This window comes from Patiriisocius sp. Uisw_047 (assembly GCF_047730165.1).
In the GTDB taxonomy this organism is placed as follows: Bacteria; Bacteroidota; Bacteroidia; order Flavobacteriales; family Flavobacteriaceae; genus Patiriisocius.
The window spans coordinates 2,077,605-2,095,336 of sequence record NZ_CP159834.1; the positions used below are offsets into that span (position 1 = coordinate 2,077,605).

At 36.7% G+C, this 17,732-nt stretch carries 10 protein-coding genes; 6 read left to right on the forward strand and 4 right to left on the reverse strand.

The features are described from left to right. Positions 1-34 precede the first annotated feature (34 nt). Both glmM and ABXT71_RS09145 read left to right on the forward strand, forming a co-directional pair. A complete protein-coding gene (glmM, locus tag ABXT71_RS09140) occupies positions 35-1,420 on the forward strand; it encodes a phosphoglucosamine mutase (protein WP_415371017.1) in 1,386 nt (461 codons plus the stop codon). Between the two features lie 37 nt (positions 1,421-1,457). Then, positions 1,458-2,963, forward strand: a complete 1,506-nt coding sequence (locus ABXT71_RS09145; protein ID WP_415371018.1) for an aminotransferase class V-fold PLP-dependent enzyme — start codon at positions 1,458-1,460, stop codon at positions 2,961-2,963. Here ABXT71_RS09145 and ABXT71_RS09150 read toward each other — a convergent pair. After that, the gene (locus ABXT71_RS09150) at positions 2,960-3,832 is read right to left on the reverse strand and encodes a lysophospholipid acyltransferase family protein (RefSeq protein ID WP_415371019.1); all 873 of its coding nucleotides are present in this window, start codon (positions 3,830-3,832) and stop codon (positions 2,960-2,962) included. The genes ABXT71_RS09145 and ABXT71_RS09150 overlap by 4 nt on opposite strands. A gap of 64 nt (positions 3,833-3,896) precedes the next feature. On the opposite strand from ABXT71_RS09150, the gene ABXT71_RS09155 reads away from it, so the two are divergent. Both ABXT71_RS09155 and ABXT71_RS09160 read left to right on the forward strand, forming a co-directional pair. Beyond that, positions 3,897-4,544 (forward strand): rhomboid family intramembrane serine protease, encoded by a 648-nt coding sequence (locus ABXT71_RS09155; protein ID WP_415371020.1) that lies wholly within the window; start codon positions 3,897-3,899, stop codon positions 4,542-4,544. Positions 4,545-4,557: 13 nt separating this feature from the next. Then, positions 4,558-5,247 (forward strand): SIMPL domain-containing protein, encoded by a 690-nt coding sequence (locus ABXT71_RS09160; protein ID WP_415371021.1) that lies wholly within the window; start codon positions 4,558-4,560, stop codon positions 5,245-5,247. Here ABXT71_RS09160 and ABXT71_RS09165 read toward each other — a convergent pair. Beyond that, the gene (locus ABXT71_RS09165; protein WP_415371022.1) at positions 5,244-6,356 is read right to left on the reverse strand and encodes a redoxin domain-containing protein; all 1,113 of its coding nucleotides are present in this window, start codon (positions 6,354-6,356) and stop codon (positions 5,244-5,246) included. The genes ABXT71_RS09160 and ABXT71_RS09165 overlap by 4 nt on opposite strands. A gap of 118 nt (positions 6,357-6,474) precedes the next feature. Here ABXT71_RS09165 and ABXT71_RS09170 point away from each other — a divergent pair, with 118 nt between their 5' ends. Then, complete coding sequence (locus ABXT71_RS09170) at positions 6,475-8,859, forward strand: GAF domain-containing protein (RefSeq protein ID WP_415371023.1); 2,385 nt, start codon at positions 6,475-6,477, stop codon at positions 8,857-8,859. Positions 8,860-8,865: 6 nt separating this feature from the next. On the opposite strand, the gene ABXT71_RS09175 is transcribed toward ABXT71_RS09170, so the two are convergent. Continuing rightward, positions 8,866-10,092: a Pycsar system effector family protein gene (locus ABXT71_RS09175; protein WP_415371024.1), complete on the reverse strand. Its 1,227-nt coding sequence runs from the start codon at positions 10,090-10,092 to the stop codon at positions 8,866-8,868. A gap of 129 nt (positions 10,093-10,221) precedes the next feature. Here ABXT71_RS09175 and ABXT71_RS09180 point away from each other — a divergent pair, with 129 nt between their 5' ends. After that, complete coding sequence (locus ABXT71_RS09180) at positions 10,222-13,956, forward strand: metallophosphoesterase (protein WP_415371025.1); 3,735 nt, start codon at positions 10,222-10,224, stop codon at positions 13,954-13,956. A gap of 132 nt (positions 13,957-14,088) precedes the next feature. On the opposite strand, the gene ABXT71_RS09185 is transcribed toward ABXT71_RS09180, so the two are convergent. Then, on the reverse strand, positions 14,089-17,724 hold the full coding sequence (locus tag ABXT71_RS09185) for a hypothetical protein (RefSeq protein ID WP_415371026.1): 3,636 nt from the start codon (positions 17,722-17,724) through the stop codon (positions 14,089-14,091). Between the last annotated feature and the right edge of the window lie 8 nt (positions 17,725-17,732).

The window sequence follows — 17,732 nt, forward strand, 5'->3', positions numbered from 1 at the left end:
AACAAGTATCTTTGCCTTAAAACTTCAGCAAAAAATGACTTTAATAAAATCAATTTCAGGAATACGCGGAACTATAGGTGGTACTCAAGGCAAAAATTTAACACCCTTAGATGCGGTTAAGTACGCGGCTGCTTATGGTGCTTGGGTAAAGCAACAACGAGACAAAGACTGCTATAAAGTTGTAGTAGGTCGCGATGCTCGTATTTCTGGCGAGATGATACAAGAACTTGTAGTGAACACGCTGATAGGTATGGGGATAGATATTGTGGATCTCAATCTATCTACGACTCCTACGGTAGAGATGGCAGTAATTTTAGAGCACGCTGACGGTGGGATTATACTGACTGCGAGTCATAATCCAAAACAATGGAACGCCCTTAAATTGTTAAATAATAAAGGAGAGTTTTTAGATGGAGCGGCTGGGCAAGAGATTCTCAATTTAGCAGAAAGTGGAGATATCGCTTTTGCTGAAGTGGATGATCTAGGAGAAAGAATGATACACGATGCTTATATGGATTTGCACGTAGATGAAATTTTAAATTTAGAACTGGTAAATGTAGAAGCTATTAAAAAAGCACGTTTTAAGGTAGTTGTAGATGGTGTGAATTCTACGGGAGGTATTGCTGTGCCATTGTTATTAGAAGCATTGGGTGTAGAACCGGTTAAATTATATTGTACGCCTAATGGCCAGTTTCCTCACAATCCGGAGCCGCTAAAAGAGCACCTAGGAGATTTAATGGCATTGACGGTAAAAGAGAATGCAGATTTTGGACTGGTAGTAGATCCAGATGTAGATCGACTTGCATTTGTAGATGAAAAAGGAGCGATGTTTGGAGAAGAATATACACTTGTGGCCATTGCAGATTATGTGTTGCAACACAAGCCAGGAAATACGGTTTCAAATATGTCTTCTTCACGTGCGTTAAGTGACGTCACTAAGATTCATGGTGGTACTTATAAAGCAAGTGCTGTAGGAGAGGTAAATGTAGTGGCGATGATGAAAGAGACCAATGCAATTATAGGTGGAGAAGGTAATGGTGGGATAATCTATCCAGAATTACATTACGGTCGTGACAGTCTAGTAGGGATCGCTTTATTCTTAAGTTATCTAGCAGATATCAAGATACCTGTAAGTCAATTAAGAGACGAGTATCCTAACTATTTTATGAGCAAGAAGAAAATTGCGTTGACGCCTACAATTGATGTAGATGCGATTTTGGTCCAGATGGAGAAAAAATATGCTTCAGAAAAAATGACGACTATCGATGGTGTAAAGATTGACTTTGCCGAAAACTGGGTACATCTTAGAAAGTCAAATACAGAACCAATAATTAGAATCTACACAGAAGCCTCTTCTCAAAAAATAGCAGATGATTTGGCAGATAGATTTATTGTTGAAATAGCTGAGATTTCAAATTAATTATTCGTAATTTCGAGATTAATTAATTGATATTCAAATGTTTACAAAGTCTATCGGCAAAGTAGAAGAAAGTGTAACTAGCTTAGAGTCATACTTTAGACCTTTCAGAAATCATATTTTAGGGATTGATAAAACTTTTATCAGCCCCTACGGCGAACAGAAAATTATCTACACTGACTGGACCGCCAGCGGTAGACTGTACACACCTATAGAAAATAAAATGAAGGATGACTTCGGTCCCTTTGTCGCCAACACTCATACAGAAACTTCTATAATGGGGACGACCATGACCCATTCCTATCAAAAAGCACGCACGATTATAAAAGAACACGTAGGTGCAGATAAAAATGATGTGCTCCTTACGTGTGGTTCTGGGATGACGGGAGTGATTAATAAGTTTCAACGCATTCTCGGTTTAAAAGCTCCAGAAAATCTGCAGTCACAGCTTGATTTCAGTAAAATAGAACGCCCTGTAGTGTTTGTTTCGCATATGGAACACCATAGTAATCAAACCTCGTGGCTAGAGACGATTGCAGAGGTTGTGGTGATCCCTTGCAATGAGCTTGGCTTATTCTGCCTAGAGAATTTTAAAGAAGTACTTGGGAGCTATAAAGACGCATCGTATAAAATTGCATCTATCACAAGTTGTTCTAATGTCACCGGAATTAAAACACCTTATTACGAAGTAGCGAGAATGATGCACGAGCAAAACGGATTGTGTTTTGTAGATTTTGCCTGTTCAGGACCTTACATTGATATTGATATGCACCCTGAAGATCAACCAGAATCTTATCTAGATGCTATCTTCTTTTCGCCGCATAAATTTTTAGGCGGACCCGGAGCAAGTGGGGTACTTGTATTTAGTAGTACATTATATAAGAATACCATTCCAGATAATCCTGGGGGAGGCACGGTTACTTGGACCAACCCTTGGGGTGGTCATACCTATATCGAAGATATAGAAGTGAGAGAAGACGGAGGTACACCAGGTTTTTTACAAGCCATACGAATCTCACTAGCCGTGCGCTTAAAAGATAAAATGGGTGTAGATAAGATGATGGCAAGAGAAGAAGAATTGCTTGACATCTTCTTTACGCATTTAGAGAATAATCCTAAAATAAATATTCTAGCTGGAGAACACAAAGATCGCTTGGGGGTTATTTCTTTTATCATAGAAGGCATTCATCACGACCTTGCAGTAAAGATATTGAATGACCGTTATGGTATTCAATCTAGAGGCGGTTGTAGTTGTGCGGGTACGTATGGTCATTATTTATTAGCTATTGATGAACCAACCTCAGATGACCTTGTCAACAGATTATACAAAGGCGAGTTAACTAGTAAGCCAGGTTGGATACGCGTTTCTATTCATCCTACGACCACAAATCAAGAAGCAAATTTGGTGTGTAATGCTATCAATGAAGTGGCAAAAAATGCACAAGAATGGGCAAAGGAGTACGTTGCTCATGGATCTACATATTATCATATTTCAGAAGAAAAGGAAGCGAGTTCTGCGTGTCAAGAAAGCTGGTTTGAATTTTAGTTTAATCTATGTTTCCAGCGTTTGTGTGACCATAAGTAATACGCCGGTGCTTCTTTAATTTGTGCTTCTACTTGGTCTAAAAATTTTCGTGTAATTTGATAATCTGGCAGGCTTGGTGCATCTTCTGTTATGGTTGTAAACGATGCCTCATAGTAGCCGCGTTTTACTTTCTCAATTTTTAAATAGACCACAGCAGTATCTAATTTTTTAGACAATGCCTCAGCTCCAGTAAAGACGGGGACTACTACGCCCATAAAAGTATCTACGTGTTTAGCCATACTTACTTTAGGTGTTTGATCTGATAGTATTAAAGTAAGTGATTTTATATCTTTGCGTTTATTTCTAAAGAGTATTGGTACTATTTTTTTATTAGACACAATATCGCCGCCGTATCTGCCTCGCAATCTTTTTAGCAATCCGTTTATTTGAGGATTGCGTAACTGTTTATAGACGGCGTACCCTTTATATGGCATCCATTTATTTATAATTCCGCTCCATTCCCAGCTCGCGTAGTGACCACATAAAAGAAGCACACTCTTGTCTTTTGCATACAAGTCGTTAAGCACTTCCATCGTGTTAATCTTAAAGCGCTTGTTAATTTCTATTTCCGAAATGCTAATTGATTTTATAGACTCAACGGCAAGATCACAAAGATGATGATAGAATTTTTTCTCAATAATTTTCTTCTCTTCAGCGGTTTTCTCCGGAAATGCTAGGGTAATGTTGTCACGTATTACTTTTTTACGATAGCCAACAACGGCGTAGACCACAAAAGATGTAATATCTGAGAAAAAATATAGGATAGGCAGTGGTAATAAAGACAGGATCCAAAACAATGGATAGATGATATAATAAATAAGTCTTTGCATAGGTTGTGTTATAACAAAACTAGTTAAATTTAAAGTTTAAAATAAACAAATACAAAATACTTTTATGCCACCAATTGCTATTGCCACCCTTGTGATTATTGCAGCCAATATTTTAATCTCTATTAAAGGTTTTAATGATTTCTCGTTTTTTGAGAAATACAAGTTTAATATTGCGAGTATACGACGTGGGGAGCATATACGTATGTTTTCTTCAGGATTCTTACACGCAGATTTCTCTCATTTACTTTTTAATATGCTTACCCTGTACTTTTTTGCCGGCGTAGTAATTGATGCTCTCGGAACACCAAAATTTGTAATCATCTATGTAGCAAGTTTGATTGTGGGGAGTTTGTTATCCTTTTATTTTAATAAAGATAAATATCATTATAGTGCTATAGGGGCGAGCGGTGCAGTAACGGGTATTCTATATGCAGCCATATTGTTTGTTCCAAACGCTAAGCTGTATTTGTTTTTTGCAATTCCTATTCCCGCTTGGCTTTTTGGCGTGGCATACTTGTTGTATTCCATCTATGGTATGAAAAATAAGGTAGGGAATATAGGGCACGATGCACACTTTGGTGGTGCGATTGCTGGGTATGTATTAACGCTTGCTTTTGCGCCAGGACTCATTGCGCATTCCACTTGGATTGTGGTATTACTGGCAGTACCCATCCTGTTGTTATTTATACTTCACAAATTAGGAAAACTTTAAAATTTTAGAAACTATGAAAAAAACCACATTTTTACTATTGACATTAATTGCCATGACCATGACTATTACCGCACAACAAAACAGTATGAACACCGTGGACGTAACTGGCCAAGGCAAGGTAACTGTGACCCCTGATGAGGTGACGGTTAAAGTGCGTGCAGAAAATACGGGAACCAATGCAAAAGAATTAAAGCAACAGAACGATCGCATTATTTCAAATGTGATCCAGACTATTAAAGATTTAGGGATTGCAGACAAATACGTGAGTACAGATTTTGTGCGATTGAGCAAGAACTATGAGTACAACACAAAGACTTATAATTATAGTGCCAATCAAGCCATCTCTATAAAAGTAACCGATATTAAAACGTATGAGCCACTTATGAATGCTTTGTTAGAAAGCGGCATCAATAGAATAGATGGAGTACAGTTTTCTGCTTCAAATCGTGATGACTTATTATCACAAGCGCGCAAGAATGCAGTAAAGAATGCAAAAATGAAAGCAGAAGAATATGCTGGAGCCTTAGGTCAAAAAATAGGGAAAGCAATATCCATCAGTGAGTTTAGCCAACACAATACTCCAGGAACTGTTATGTATAGAAGCGCGATGTCTATGGACTCAGAAATGTCAGGAGGTCAAACATTAGCTCCTGGAGAAATGGATATAGCAGTGACGGTAAACGTGCGCTTCTTGCTAGATTAATCTAGCAAGCTTGCTATTTTATTTCCTAGTGCTGCGCCTCTAAGATTTTTATCGATAATTTTTCCATTCTCATCAAGTAAGAAAGTGGTTGGAATGGAACGTATGTTATATTGTTTTGCGATAGGATCTTGCCAGAACTTTAAGTTAGATACGTGATACCAATCCATATTGTCATCTGCAATCGCCTTAATCCATCTTTCTTTTTGTCCTGGTCGGTCAAGTGAAACACTTATAATATTTAAACCCTTGTCGTGGTATTTGTTATAAACTGCTACAACGTTTGGGTTTTCCATTCTGCACGGTCTGCACCAAGATGCCCAAAAATCGATGATAGTATACTTGCCTAAAGTTTGGTCAAGTGAAAGCATTTTGCCTTCTGGTGTGGGCGCAGTAAATCGAGGTGCATCACCACCAATATTAGATTTTGCTAATGCTGTTACAGATGCTTTTATTCTTGCTACTTGCGGTGTTTTACTGATTTTTGGTGATAAATTATTTACAGCGGTAAGTGCTTGTTCTGCTGTTAATTCTTTTTTCTGGAGCATTTCAGAAATAAGCATGGCGCTATAAAGTGCGTTTGGGTTATTAGTAATAAAATTAATTTTAACCGACTGTTCTTTACCGTTATCACTATAACTAAGTTGTTGTAATTGTTGCGTCTTTTTAATATCTCTTGCATTACGAGCTTGTCTCATCTCTTCTGCCCGTTCTTTTCTCATTATTGCTAAAGCACTTAATTCTTGTTGATACACTGTATAGCTTTCGTTTTGAGGGCTTCCAGTTATTGATGATACATCTATACTGTCTTTATAAATAGTCGCCTTCAGATTTGTATTCTCTGGGAAGTAATACAATACTTTTTTTGTGTAATCTGGTTTAAGGTAGTTCATACCCGCAACGTCGGTTTTAGGGTAGGTCGCAGCAAAAGCGCCTCCTTGCACAATAAGAGTATCAATAGCCTTAGGTTGACTATTAGCGTCAAGTCGGTATACATAAACTCTAGCGCCATCTGGATACCCTACGGCATTACCTTGCAAGGTATAGGTATTGGAATTATCAGAACAGCTCATTAGTACTAGTATCGAGCAAAGAGAAAGTATGTATTTCATAAGGCAGTTTTAGTTTATGCAAAAATATAGAATTTATAATAGGCATAGAAAGGGATACCAAAAATTTGTTAAATAGGCTATTGTATTGGCAAATGCGGCGTACTATTGCTATATTACATTGAAAATTTCAGAAAAAATGATGACAAAGGGTGATTTTCCATTTGAGATTAAGATTGGTTTTAAAAAACTGATTGATCAGTACGAGGTTTTAGCCTCCTCTGATAACGAAATTATAGCCCAAAAGGCAAAAAGTATTCTTGGGTACGCTAAGGAAGATCCACGCATAGTAGATGGATTTGATACTATTGAACAATTACTCGAACAAAAAGGACTTGTAAATAAAATCACCGAAGATCTTTTCACCTCTGTTCTTGAATACAATGAAATTAAATTTGCAACATTACCCTTTCAAGAAATTGTATTAAAGTCTACGCAACGCTATAAAAACATAATTGATGCTGCTGGTTCAGATTATGTGCCAACCATTCAAAATTTTGATGAGAATCATTATTATATTATGGGTTGTAGTATCATTTTAAACCTTTATTATGGTTACAATTTAGATTTTAGAAGACCGTTTTATTATGAAATTCCAGATGGAAGTGGCTTAAATAAAACGTACCGAATTATTTATAATGGAGATTTCATTGAGATAGAAAAGACAAAAAATGCGATAGATATTACAGACGAAGATTTAGCAGAATTATTAGACAATTTTGGGAATATTGAAATATGGAAAGAGAAGTTTCCATCTCAAAGTTGGATTTTTAAAGGGTTTGTTCTAGCAAGTTTAATAGATGTCACGGCAGATTATTCTATCTCAAGTTTTAAGACTTTTTTGTTAAAACAAGATGCCTTAGAACCCGCGCTCACTAAAGACATAGAAGGAATCTATCAGAAAATTTTTGGGCTACCCGAACTTAGAGTTGGATTTGCAGATTTTAATGAGGATGATAATACTTTTGAACGCCTGCTCTACAAAGATATTAAGAGTTATATCCTGGATGGTATGAAGTCTCAAGTAAGTCGAGAAGCTTTATGTGATACCTCTTATTATACTTTGTTTAAGAAAAACGAATACTATTGTATCTCAGATACTGAGCGTTATCATAAACTATATCCCGATAATGTGTTATACAAAAAACTACTGGATCAAGGTATAAAAAGTGCTATCCTAGCTGCAGTTGTTCAAGATGGAAAAGTCATAGGCCTTTTGGAGTTGGTGAGTTATCATCCAAGAAGGCTTAATAGTATAAACGCTAACAAGCTAAAGGATGTGATGCCTTTTCTAGAGGATGCAGTTATACGTGCAAAAGAAGCTAAGGAAAATGAATTAGAACTCATTATACAGGAAGAGTGTACCTCTATTCATAAGAGTGTTCATTGGAAATTTCGAAAAGAGGCGAAACGATATCTCGCGGCAATGTCGCAGAATAATCCAGTTTATTTTAGAGAGGCTGTATTTGAGGACGTATATCCTTTGTATGGGCAGATGGATATAAAAGGATCATCTAATGCTAGAAATAGCGCCACGGTTTTAGATTTAAAACATCAACTTACGCGCATAGAGTCTATAATCACAAGTATAGCGCGGGTTGAAAAATTACCGATTTACGATCAAATAAATTTCAGAATTAAAAAGTATCTCGATGATCTGCTCGAAGAACTACAAGTAGATAGTGAGCGCCAGGTGTTAAACTTTTTACAGGCGGAGGTGATTCCGCTTTTTACGCATTTAAGAAAAAAGGATAAAGAATTCAAAGTACTCATTGATCAATATTATGAGGAAGTTGATGAAAGTTCTGGACTTATCTACAAGCATCGTAAAGACTACGATGAGACGGTGATGATGATTAATAAGCGTATGGCAGCTATCTTAGATAAAAAACAGATTGAGGCGCAAAAGATGTATCCACATTATTACGAGCGTTATAAAACAGATGGAGTTGAACATAACCTATATATAGGAGAATCTATTACTCAGAAAAATAGTTTCCATAAAGTATATCTCTATAATTTGAGGTTATGGCAGCTGCAAGCGATGTGCGAGATGGAGAATGAATATTATAAGCTGAAAGAACATATGGCAGTAGAGCTAGATGTAGCTTCTATGATATTGGTTTTTAATGGATCACTTTCATTACGTTTTAGAATGGATGAAAAACGTTTTGATGTAGATGGTACTTACAATGCTAGATACGAAGTTGTAAAAAAACGTGTAGACAAAGCAAATGTAAAGGGCACAGAAGAACGAGCTACACAAGCTGGAAAAATTACAATCATCTATTCACAGGAAGAAGATGAAATGGAATATAGAAGGTATATAGGTTTCTTACAGACTATACATCAGCTAGACGATGATCTAGAAGTGTTAGAACTTGAAGATTTACAAGGCGTAACGGGTCTCAAAGCTTTACGAGTTAGCTTGCTTTATTCTAAAGGGAAAGAAGATTCAAAAGAATATTACACCTATGAAGATCTAGTAGAAAGTATTAATGAGTAAGCAACGTTAATTGCTTGTCTCGCTTACAATCTTACTTACTTCATCCACCACGCTCTCACTCATACCAAAAGAGATGCCAAAGGCGACAATCGAGATGATAATTCCTAATACGAAGATGGTATAGGTAACTCTCAATATGCGATATTTTCTGTCTAGCACTTTTCCTAAGAAGTATAAATCTTTGGTTAGTGAAGAGTACACGTAGTCTTTATCTTTAATGAGTTCGTCAATAGCCCATTGATATTGGGAAAGCTCCATTTTATGAAAATTCCCGAAGAAAGTTAGATTCACAGATTTGTTTTCTACATCTTCTTTTGTAAACTCACCACGCGTCACGTTAGGCCTCGTCGCGATTACTGCTAAGATCATTGTGATTGCAGATGACACTACAAAAATAGCAGTAGGCCACACTAAAAAAGGATTGCTATCCAGTTTAGAAAGCAGGTTTGCCAGCACTACGGAAATAATAATTGCATTTACAGATAGTAAGATATTTGCTTTTGTATCTGCAATGTCACTCAACTTAATGTGATTACGTAAAGCAACACGATAAAAGGTTTGGATCCCTCTTTCTGGGCTACTATTTTTTGCTTCAGCCTTATATTGGGCCTTTATTTTTTCTTTCTTGAGTCTCTTTTTATCCTTCTTTTTCGTTTTTAAGAGCTTGGATAAATTTTTTTCCTTGAGTGATTGCCAATTTTTTAATGCGTATTCACTGTAGAATTGATGTTTTTTAGACAACACCATAATGTTTTCATCACGCCATTCTTCAGACGTGTATTCTTTTACTCCTTGTAATTTATATTCTTGGCGTAAAAAATCACTGGCTTCCTGAAAATATTTTTTAGCAAAATGTGAAGCATCTGCGTCGCGTATCATCTCTTCTAGGATACCTTGAGGGTCTCCTTTAAACTTGGTTGCCATAATACATTGAGAAACTCCCTCAATAATATCTTGCGCTACCTTCTCTTCTTTTAAGAATGCTTTAGCAATTTTCACACTTTCTTCTTCGTGACCATCTCTAGTTTTAATATAGCCAGTATCATGTAAAAGTGCTGATAGTTGTAAGATGGTAGTATCTTTAACATTAATTTCAGAATTTTCAATTATTTCGTTGATACTTTTATACACGCGTTTAGAATGTGTGTAGTTATGATAAGTAAAGGTGTTAGGAAGTTTTTCTTTAAATAGATTTAATATGAAATCGTCCGCCTTTTGTAATATGTCGCTCATGGGTTTAAAAACTAGAATACCAAATTACAAAAAAATACGCCCTTTTAAATTTTCTGACACAGAAAATTAACAGCAATATAACGTTTATATAGGATTACTAGTCCTGTCTAATAATAGCATTAATAGTACATGAATCAAAAACATATCCTTCTTTTCTCACTCCTCATAATCGCGACTTCTTGTGCTACCTATGCACCGCAATACAAAGTGAAAAATGACATCACCGCATTCCCAACAGACAAGGAAATTGCAAATCAGTTTTACTTAATAGGGGATGCAGGCTATTCGCCCATAGGAGGAATGAGTCCTGGTTTAACCGCAGCCAAGGCTGTTATTAAAATAGAGAATAGTGCAGATGATTTTGCCATTTATCTTGGTGATAATATATATCCAGATGGGATGCCAATTAAAGGTGATGAAGAACGGAAGTATGCAGAAAATCATTTAAATGGTCAGTTAATGGCGGTTAATGATTTTGAGGGAACAACCTATTTTATTCCAGGTAATCACGATTGGTACAACAACGGCTTATTCGGTTTAGCTAGAGAACAATCGTATTTAATAGAACAATCGGGTAATGCGGAGATTTTTCAGCCTATGAATGGCTGTCCATTAAAGAGTGTTTCTGTAAGTGAGGATGTTCAAATAATTATTATTGATAGTCAATGGTATTTAGAAGATTGGGATTCAGATCCTAATTTTAATTTTAACTGTGATATTAAATCACGTGAGAAGTTCTTTATAGAAATTGATTTAGAGATTCGGAAAAATAGAAATAAGATTATTGTTTTTGCGATGCATCATCCAATGTTTACTAATGGAACTCACGGCGGTTATTTTGGATTAAACAAACACTTATATCCTCTTCAAGAAAAGATACCGATGCCATTATTGGCTTCTTTGGTAACTCAAATTAGGACACAAGGTGGTATTTCTGTGCAGGATAGATACAATGAATTGTATAATAAGTTAATGAATCGTCTTGGTGATATAGCAAGGAAACACCCTAGGCTCGTTTTTGCTTCAGGTCACGAGCATTCCTTACATCATATAGAAAAAGATGGGCTTATACAGATCCAGTCTGGAAGCGCGTCTAAAGAGTCTGGAGGTACCTTAGGGGATGGCGGTGAGTTTAGTTATGGTGGTAATGGCTTTGCCCTGATGACCGTTTTTGCAGATGGATCAACTTGGGTACGATATTTTGGTGTTGAAGAAGGCGTAAAGCCTAAAGTACTCTTCCAAAAAGAGATATTTCCTGCACGGAATACTTATGAAATTAAAAAACTTCCCTATTCTTTTGAGAATGAGAAAACCGCATCTATCTACACGCGAGATAGCATTAATGAGCTCTCCTTCTTTAAAACAGTCTGGGGCGCCAAATATGAAAAAGTATATGCTACCCCTATAAAAGCAAAAGTAGCTACCTTAGATTCTATTTTTGGCGGAGTAACCGTAATGAACGAACTCAGTAACCCAGATTATCGAGCCTTGCAGCTTAAAGACGTAAACGGTAATGTGTATAGAATGCGTTCTTTAGGTAAAAACTCATTTAGATACAAAGAGCGTATAAATGACAAAACTGAAATCACTTTAGATGGTGATGGAGCTATCGAAGTTATTGAGAACCTTGACCCATCAGAACGTGATGTTACATTTTATACGGCATCTCATCCTTATGCTTCACTAGCACTCCCTAAGTTAGCAAACAGTATTGGTGTTTTTCATACAAAACCTAGTTTGTACTATGTGCCTAAGCAGCCTATACTAGGGCGTTTTAATGAGGGTTTTGGCGACGAGTTATATCTTATTTCTTTAATGCCTAATGAGAACAGTGTGGGAGAAGGTGTTTTTAAATATCCAGATGATATTGAAACTACAGACGATATTTTAATTAAACTCAGAGAAAGCGGAAAAGTATCAGTAGACGAGCCTAATTATTTAAAATCACGATTATTTGATATGCTCATAGGAGATTGGGATAGAGAGAAAGATAGATGGCGCTGGGCAGAATTTTACAATCGTGATAGCTTAAATGTGTTTGTTCCTATCCCAAAAAATAGAGATGATGCTTTTGCTAGTTATGAAGGAAATATTCTAGACCTAGCAAGTTCTATTTTTGGAAAAACAGCGCAACGTCATTTATACGATGATGATCTTTTGGATTTAAAGTGGTTCAATAAAGAGGGGGTCATATTTGATAGAGCCTTATTGAATAAATCAGGAAGAAGACAATGGCAATTTCTAGCAGAAGAAATTCAAACAAAAATTACGGACGAAGTAATCGAAGAAGCTTTTAATGAAATACCTCCAGAAGTACAAGACCAGACGCTTTCAGAAATAAAACAACATTTAAAAGCAAGACGTGATAATTTAGTAGCCATTGCAGATCGCTATTATGATCTGCTCGCTACATTACAAAGCATTGAAGGCACAGACAGAGAAGATTTGATTGAGGTTACGCGCCTTGGAAAAGGTAAGACGCGCATTAGAATATATCGCACATTTGATGATGAACCCCAGAAACTTGTAGTAGAACGATTGTTTACTTATCAGGATACAAAAGAATTATGGGTCTATGGTCTAAATGGTAATGATACGTTTAAGGTGATAAATGAAATTCCTGATAAGGCTGAGCACGAAAAGTTTATTTTTCTTCGGTTAATAGGAGGAAATGGCAATGATATTTATAAACTGATTGACGGGGAAAGAGTTAAAGTGTATGATCATAGTTCTCTAGAAAATACGATTGTCGAACGTGGCGGCGCAAATTTCAGAATGACAGATATCTATAATTTAAACACCTATGACTATCGTAAACAAATAGATAGATTTAATAACATAACCTCAGCAATAGGTTACAACCCCGATGATGGAGTGAGAACTGGACTTCAATACAGTTATGAAGAAGAGGGGTTTCAACGTAACCCCTTTAGTTTTAGACACGTAATTAATGGAGCCTTTTACACAGATACAGAAAGTTTTGATCTTAGTTATTCTGGGGAATTTGCAAACTTTCGGGATGAAAAAAACTTGAGTTATAATCTGTACATAACGAGCCCTAATTACATAGAGAATTATTTTGGCTATGGTAATGAGACATTAAATACTCAAGATGAGAATGGAATTGATAAAAATAGAATTCAAATTCAGAAGATAAATGGAAATATAGGCTTGTTAAAAAATAGTTTTTTTGGTAGCTTTTTCAAGATACAGTTTTCAATAGATACGTATAAAGTGGCAAGTGACGTAAACTTCTCATTACCTATAGAATCGTCTTTTGAGCTAAACAAAACTTCTTATTTTGGTTCAATTGATGGTATTTATAGTTACCGAAGTTTTGATGACCCTAGTAACCCATCTAGAGGGATGATGTTTGATTTTAACCCAGGCATCACTACAAATGTGAAGGGTGTTTACAGAACTTTTGGGTATCTAAATACACGACTAGGGTTTTATAATTCTCTAGTGTCAAACAAAAAATTAGTACTTAAGACAAATGTGAATGCAAAGTTTAACTTCGGAAATAAGTTTGAATTTTACCAAGGGGTAACATTGGGTGGAGAAACAGGTTTACGAGCTTATAGAGAAGAGCGATTTACGGGTAAATCTGCTTTAGTAGGGAACGCAGACCTGCGATATAGTTTCGATAGTTTTAAAGTAGGGTTAATCCCATTACAAATAGGCGTATATGGTGGAGCAGACTTGGGTCGTGTATGGATCCCGAGTAGGCTTTCAGAACAATGGCACAACAGTTATGGTGGCGGATTGTGGATTAATGGCCCCGGAGGGTTAAATGCAAAGATGAGTGCGTTTACCGCAACAGAAAGTTCGAGAGTCTCATTTGGACTCGGGTTTAAATTTTAATTAACTAACCAAATAAATACGAATCGTAATAACCTAGTGCTTGCGACCGCTATCGCCCCAATTTTGCTTGGATGCGCAATAAAAGGGACGTTTTTTTAATACTTTCAAGTTGGTTATTTACGGACAGAAATTTTAGAAACCGAATCCAAATCCTACTTGAATTTGTGCGCCTTCCTTGCTAGTAAAATATCCTACGTTTAGGCCAAAACTGTTGAGACCGCTCAACCATAATCCACCACCTTGTGATGTATGCCAGATGTTGCTTTCCTCACCGTCGAGAAATACTCTACCATAATCAAAACCACCAAAGAGGCCATAACTTATTGGGATTACAGAAGTAACTATGCTACCTATCCGAAAGTTTAAATCACTTGTTTGATACACATATGATTCTCCTGTAAAACGTTCATCACGGAAACCTCTCAAACCATTAGCACCTCCTATGCTAGGAGCGTGATAAAAGAAATATTCATTTCCGAAGTTTGTTTTTCCTTCTATTAATGTGCTGAATACTAGATTTCCAGAAGCGATCAGTTTCTTTTTCATACCTATATGAGCACTGGCATACCCAAAGTTATAATCTTCTAGTTCTAAGTTTGTTTTATAACCTAACGTAGCTCCTAAATAAAGTTCGCGCGTAGGGAAATCGATAGCATCTTGATTTCTATATTCTACTGTGGCCTCGGCACCTGCATAATTTTGACGGGCAAGCAGTCCTGTTTCTCCAAAATTTGTTGTGTTAAATAATCTATCAGCATCTTCTTCAATTTCCCAAGTTTCAAAAATCCCTTTGACTTTAAAATATTTTGAAGCGATACCTATATCTCCTTTAATTTGTTGTGTTCTAGCTCTGTTAAATTCTAAATCTACGGCATCGTCATCATAGTTTGTTTCGTTTCCATTCCCGAAAAAGTTTTTAGCATAGCTATCATTGGTTGCATAAACTCCCACCTCAAGATTCCAATTAGGAAAAACATTTGCAAAGACGCCGTCATAATCTAACTCAATAGCATTCGTTAGTAAAAAGTAGTTAGCCGTTACGGTATGCTTGTATCTAAATGGATTTCCATTAAATTCATAATTTGTATACGTGTCCGTTGCACCAAGAAATAACCCATCGTCTCTTCTAAACCCAAAAGAAGGTAGTAAAATATTGTTGTTCTCTTTAAAGTAACGCCAGTGCCAGGTATTGGTCTCATACCTATTAGTCAATTGATTCTTAGGTTTTTTATCTTCAAAAGTTGTTTTCTCATGTCTCCAGTCATAAACCTTTAAATTTGTTTTGTTTGAAACATCATAATCATCCTTTCCATAACCACCAATAAGTCTCATTTTAATTTCGTGATCACTATTATCGCCTTTTACAATAAAAACGTCGTCATCTTCTAGGCCATATAACCAGATCTCTTTGGTGTCTTTAGACGAAAATGTTCTATCGTAGAATACCTTGTTAGTTTCACCTTTTAGTTTGCGGGCTATCGTAACTTGAGTCATACCGTCTGCCATTCTCATTACGGTAAACTTATCGTCTTTATTAGTTCCGTGCACCGAAACGATCGCGTCAATTCTTTTCCCATATACTTCTGCAATGTTTACAATGTTTTGTAGACGCCCTTTTAGGCTGTTCTTAATAGCTTGAGAGCTCTCGTCTTGAACCTCTTCAGGTAGATTAGCAAATGCTTGTTCGATCACTTCATGTGTCATTCCTGCTTGAATCACTTTTGCTTCTTCTATCCATGCAGTGTAATCAAATTTATTAAGCACGGCTCGATCTAGATTATTTCCTTCACCATTAAACCATTTAATGTTTGGGATCTCTGCATCGTAGGATTGCCAGAAGCGTACATCTGGTAATACAAGCTGGATGAGTGGGATCGCTATTCCATCAAATTTTGAGAATGCTGCATCTCTATCACGAGGGATGGGTATAAACCGTATGTCATCATCGCTCACTTTATATTGTGCCCAGCGCCACTGATCATTATGCCTATCCCAGTCACCTATAAGCATATCAAAAATACGAGCTCTTATAAATGCTTTTTGATCTAGACTGTACTTTTCGTCCTCCTTTAATTTTTCGAAAACATCTGTCGTACTTTCAAATTGTTCAATCTTTCCTTTTACAGCTGGATTTGCTCTGTTATACCCTTCAAAATATTTCTGTTCATCGTTAGGGCGTTCTTCTATATAATAGAGTTGATCGCCATATTCACTACCAAGTATTTCAAATCCGGGTTGCTTGGGTAGATAATATAATTGCGTATTAGCGTGATTCACATCTACCGAAGAAGCAAGAGGGTTAATCACTAATTGCATATAAGGATGTGTGGTGCTAAAAAAGTCATAAACCGCTTTTTCTGCAAAAGTGCCTTTGTAATTTCCTTCATTAAAGGCGAGCCCTTTAATTTTAAACCGTAAAAACTTGAGCGCATTTTTTTCAAGACCTCGCATCGCATATTCTCTACCTTGAGCGTCTGCCAGCCTACCTGAAAAAGATTGATGTCCGCCTCCTTTTTGAGTAATGGTTAGGGGTCGTTCCATTTGGCTTAATATCCCAACGGGAGCGGTTACAGGTGTTCCAAAATAATCTCTATACCGTTTACCCCAAATAAAATTATAGATTCCAGATTTATTTAATTTGTCTTTATCTGTTGTGATCGCGACCGTTTTTTTTACTTCGGAAATTTGAGGGGTTTCAAATTTCTCCGTATTTGGTTTTGTCAAAGCGGGCGTCACATTCATCGTGTTCTCGTAATCCTCAGTTACAAATGAAACAGAGGAGCTCCCATCGATGTAATATTTCAGAATAGCAAAACCCGCTGCACCGTGCGCATACTGACCTTCATATTTGAGTATTCCACCCATGGCAGTGATATTATCTTCAGTTCTATGCACTCCAGATGAAGATCCCATGGCACCGCTAATAATCTGGTGTACGCGCGCTCCTTTAAGGTATTGAAGGCTAGTGTCGTGCCCAGATACGATGATTACTCTATCGATTTCTTGAGACAAAGCAGCCACTAAAACTCGAAGCTCGTTATAACGGTCAAAGTTTCCGTAATCAGGCGAAAAGCCCCCTAGGACGCTATTATATTTGCCATTATTGAAAACGGGATGGTGCATCACAATCACTAAGTTCTTGTTGCGTGCATTTTTAATATAGCCTTCAAGTGCTTCAGTAAATCTTCTGCGGGTAACGATATCAGTACATTTTCTGTTAATGTCTTCTATACGGTCCCAGTTTGAGATATACCAGTTTGAGTCTACGAAGAGCACCGCGAGGTCTTCATTAATTTCTTTATAATCTAACGGGCATACATTGTTAGGTTCTACTTCAATACGTTTTAAGTCTTTGTCTTTGATGTAGTTTTCTATCCATTCTATGTCTTTAGACTTTTTGCTTGACCACTCGTTTTCACCTAAGTTAAAAAAAGTTTTTCCTTTAAAGTCTTTGGTAAGACTTAATTGAGCGTCTAATTGTGATGCTCTTGCTCCTTGATTTGTAATCGAAGGGTCTGTAAAATCGCCAGTAAATAATAAGGTGCTTTTCTTTGAAGCAGATGCAAGTGCCCGTTCTAATTTTTGTTTTAACCCTTGCGAAACAACTCCATTATCTTGCCCACCCGCTATATAGAAAGTGTGCACGGCTTCTTGAAAAATGTTAGATTTTTGTAGTGCTGGAGATTCTTGTGGTTTATTAGTTGCGCAGCCTACAAGAAGAAGTATGAATAGGAGGGCAGGAAAATTTCCGATCGTAGATTTTTTCATAATGTTCA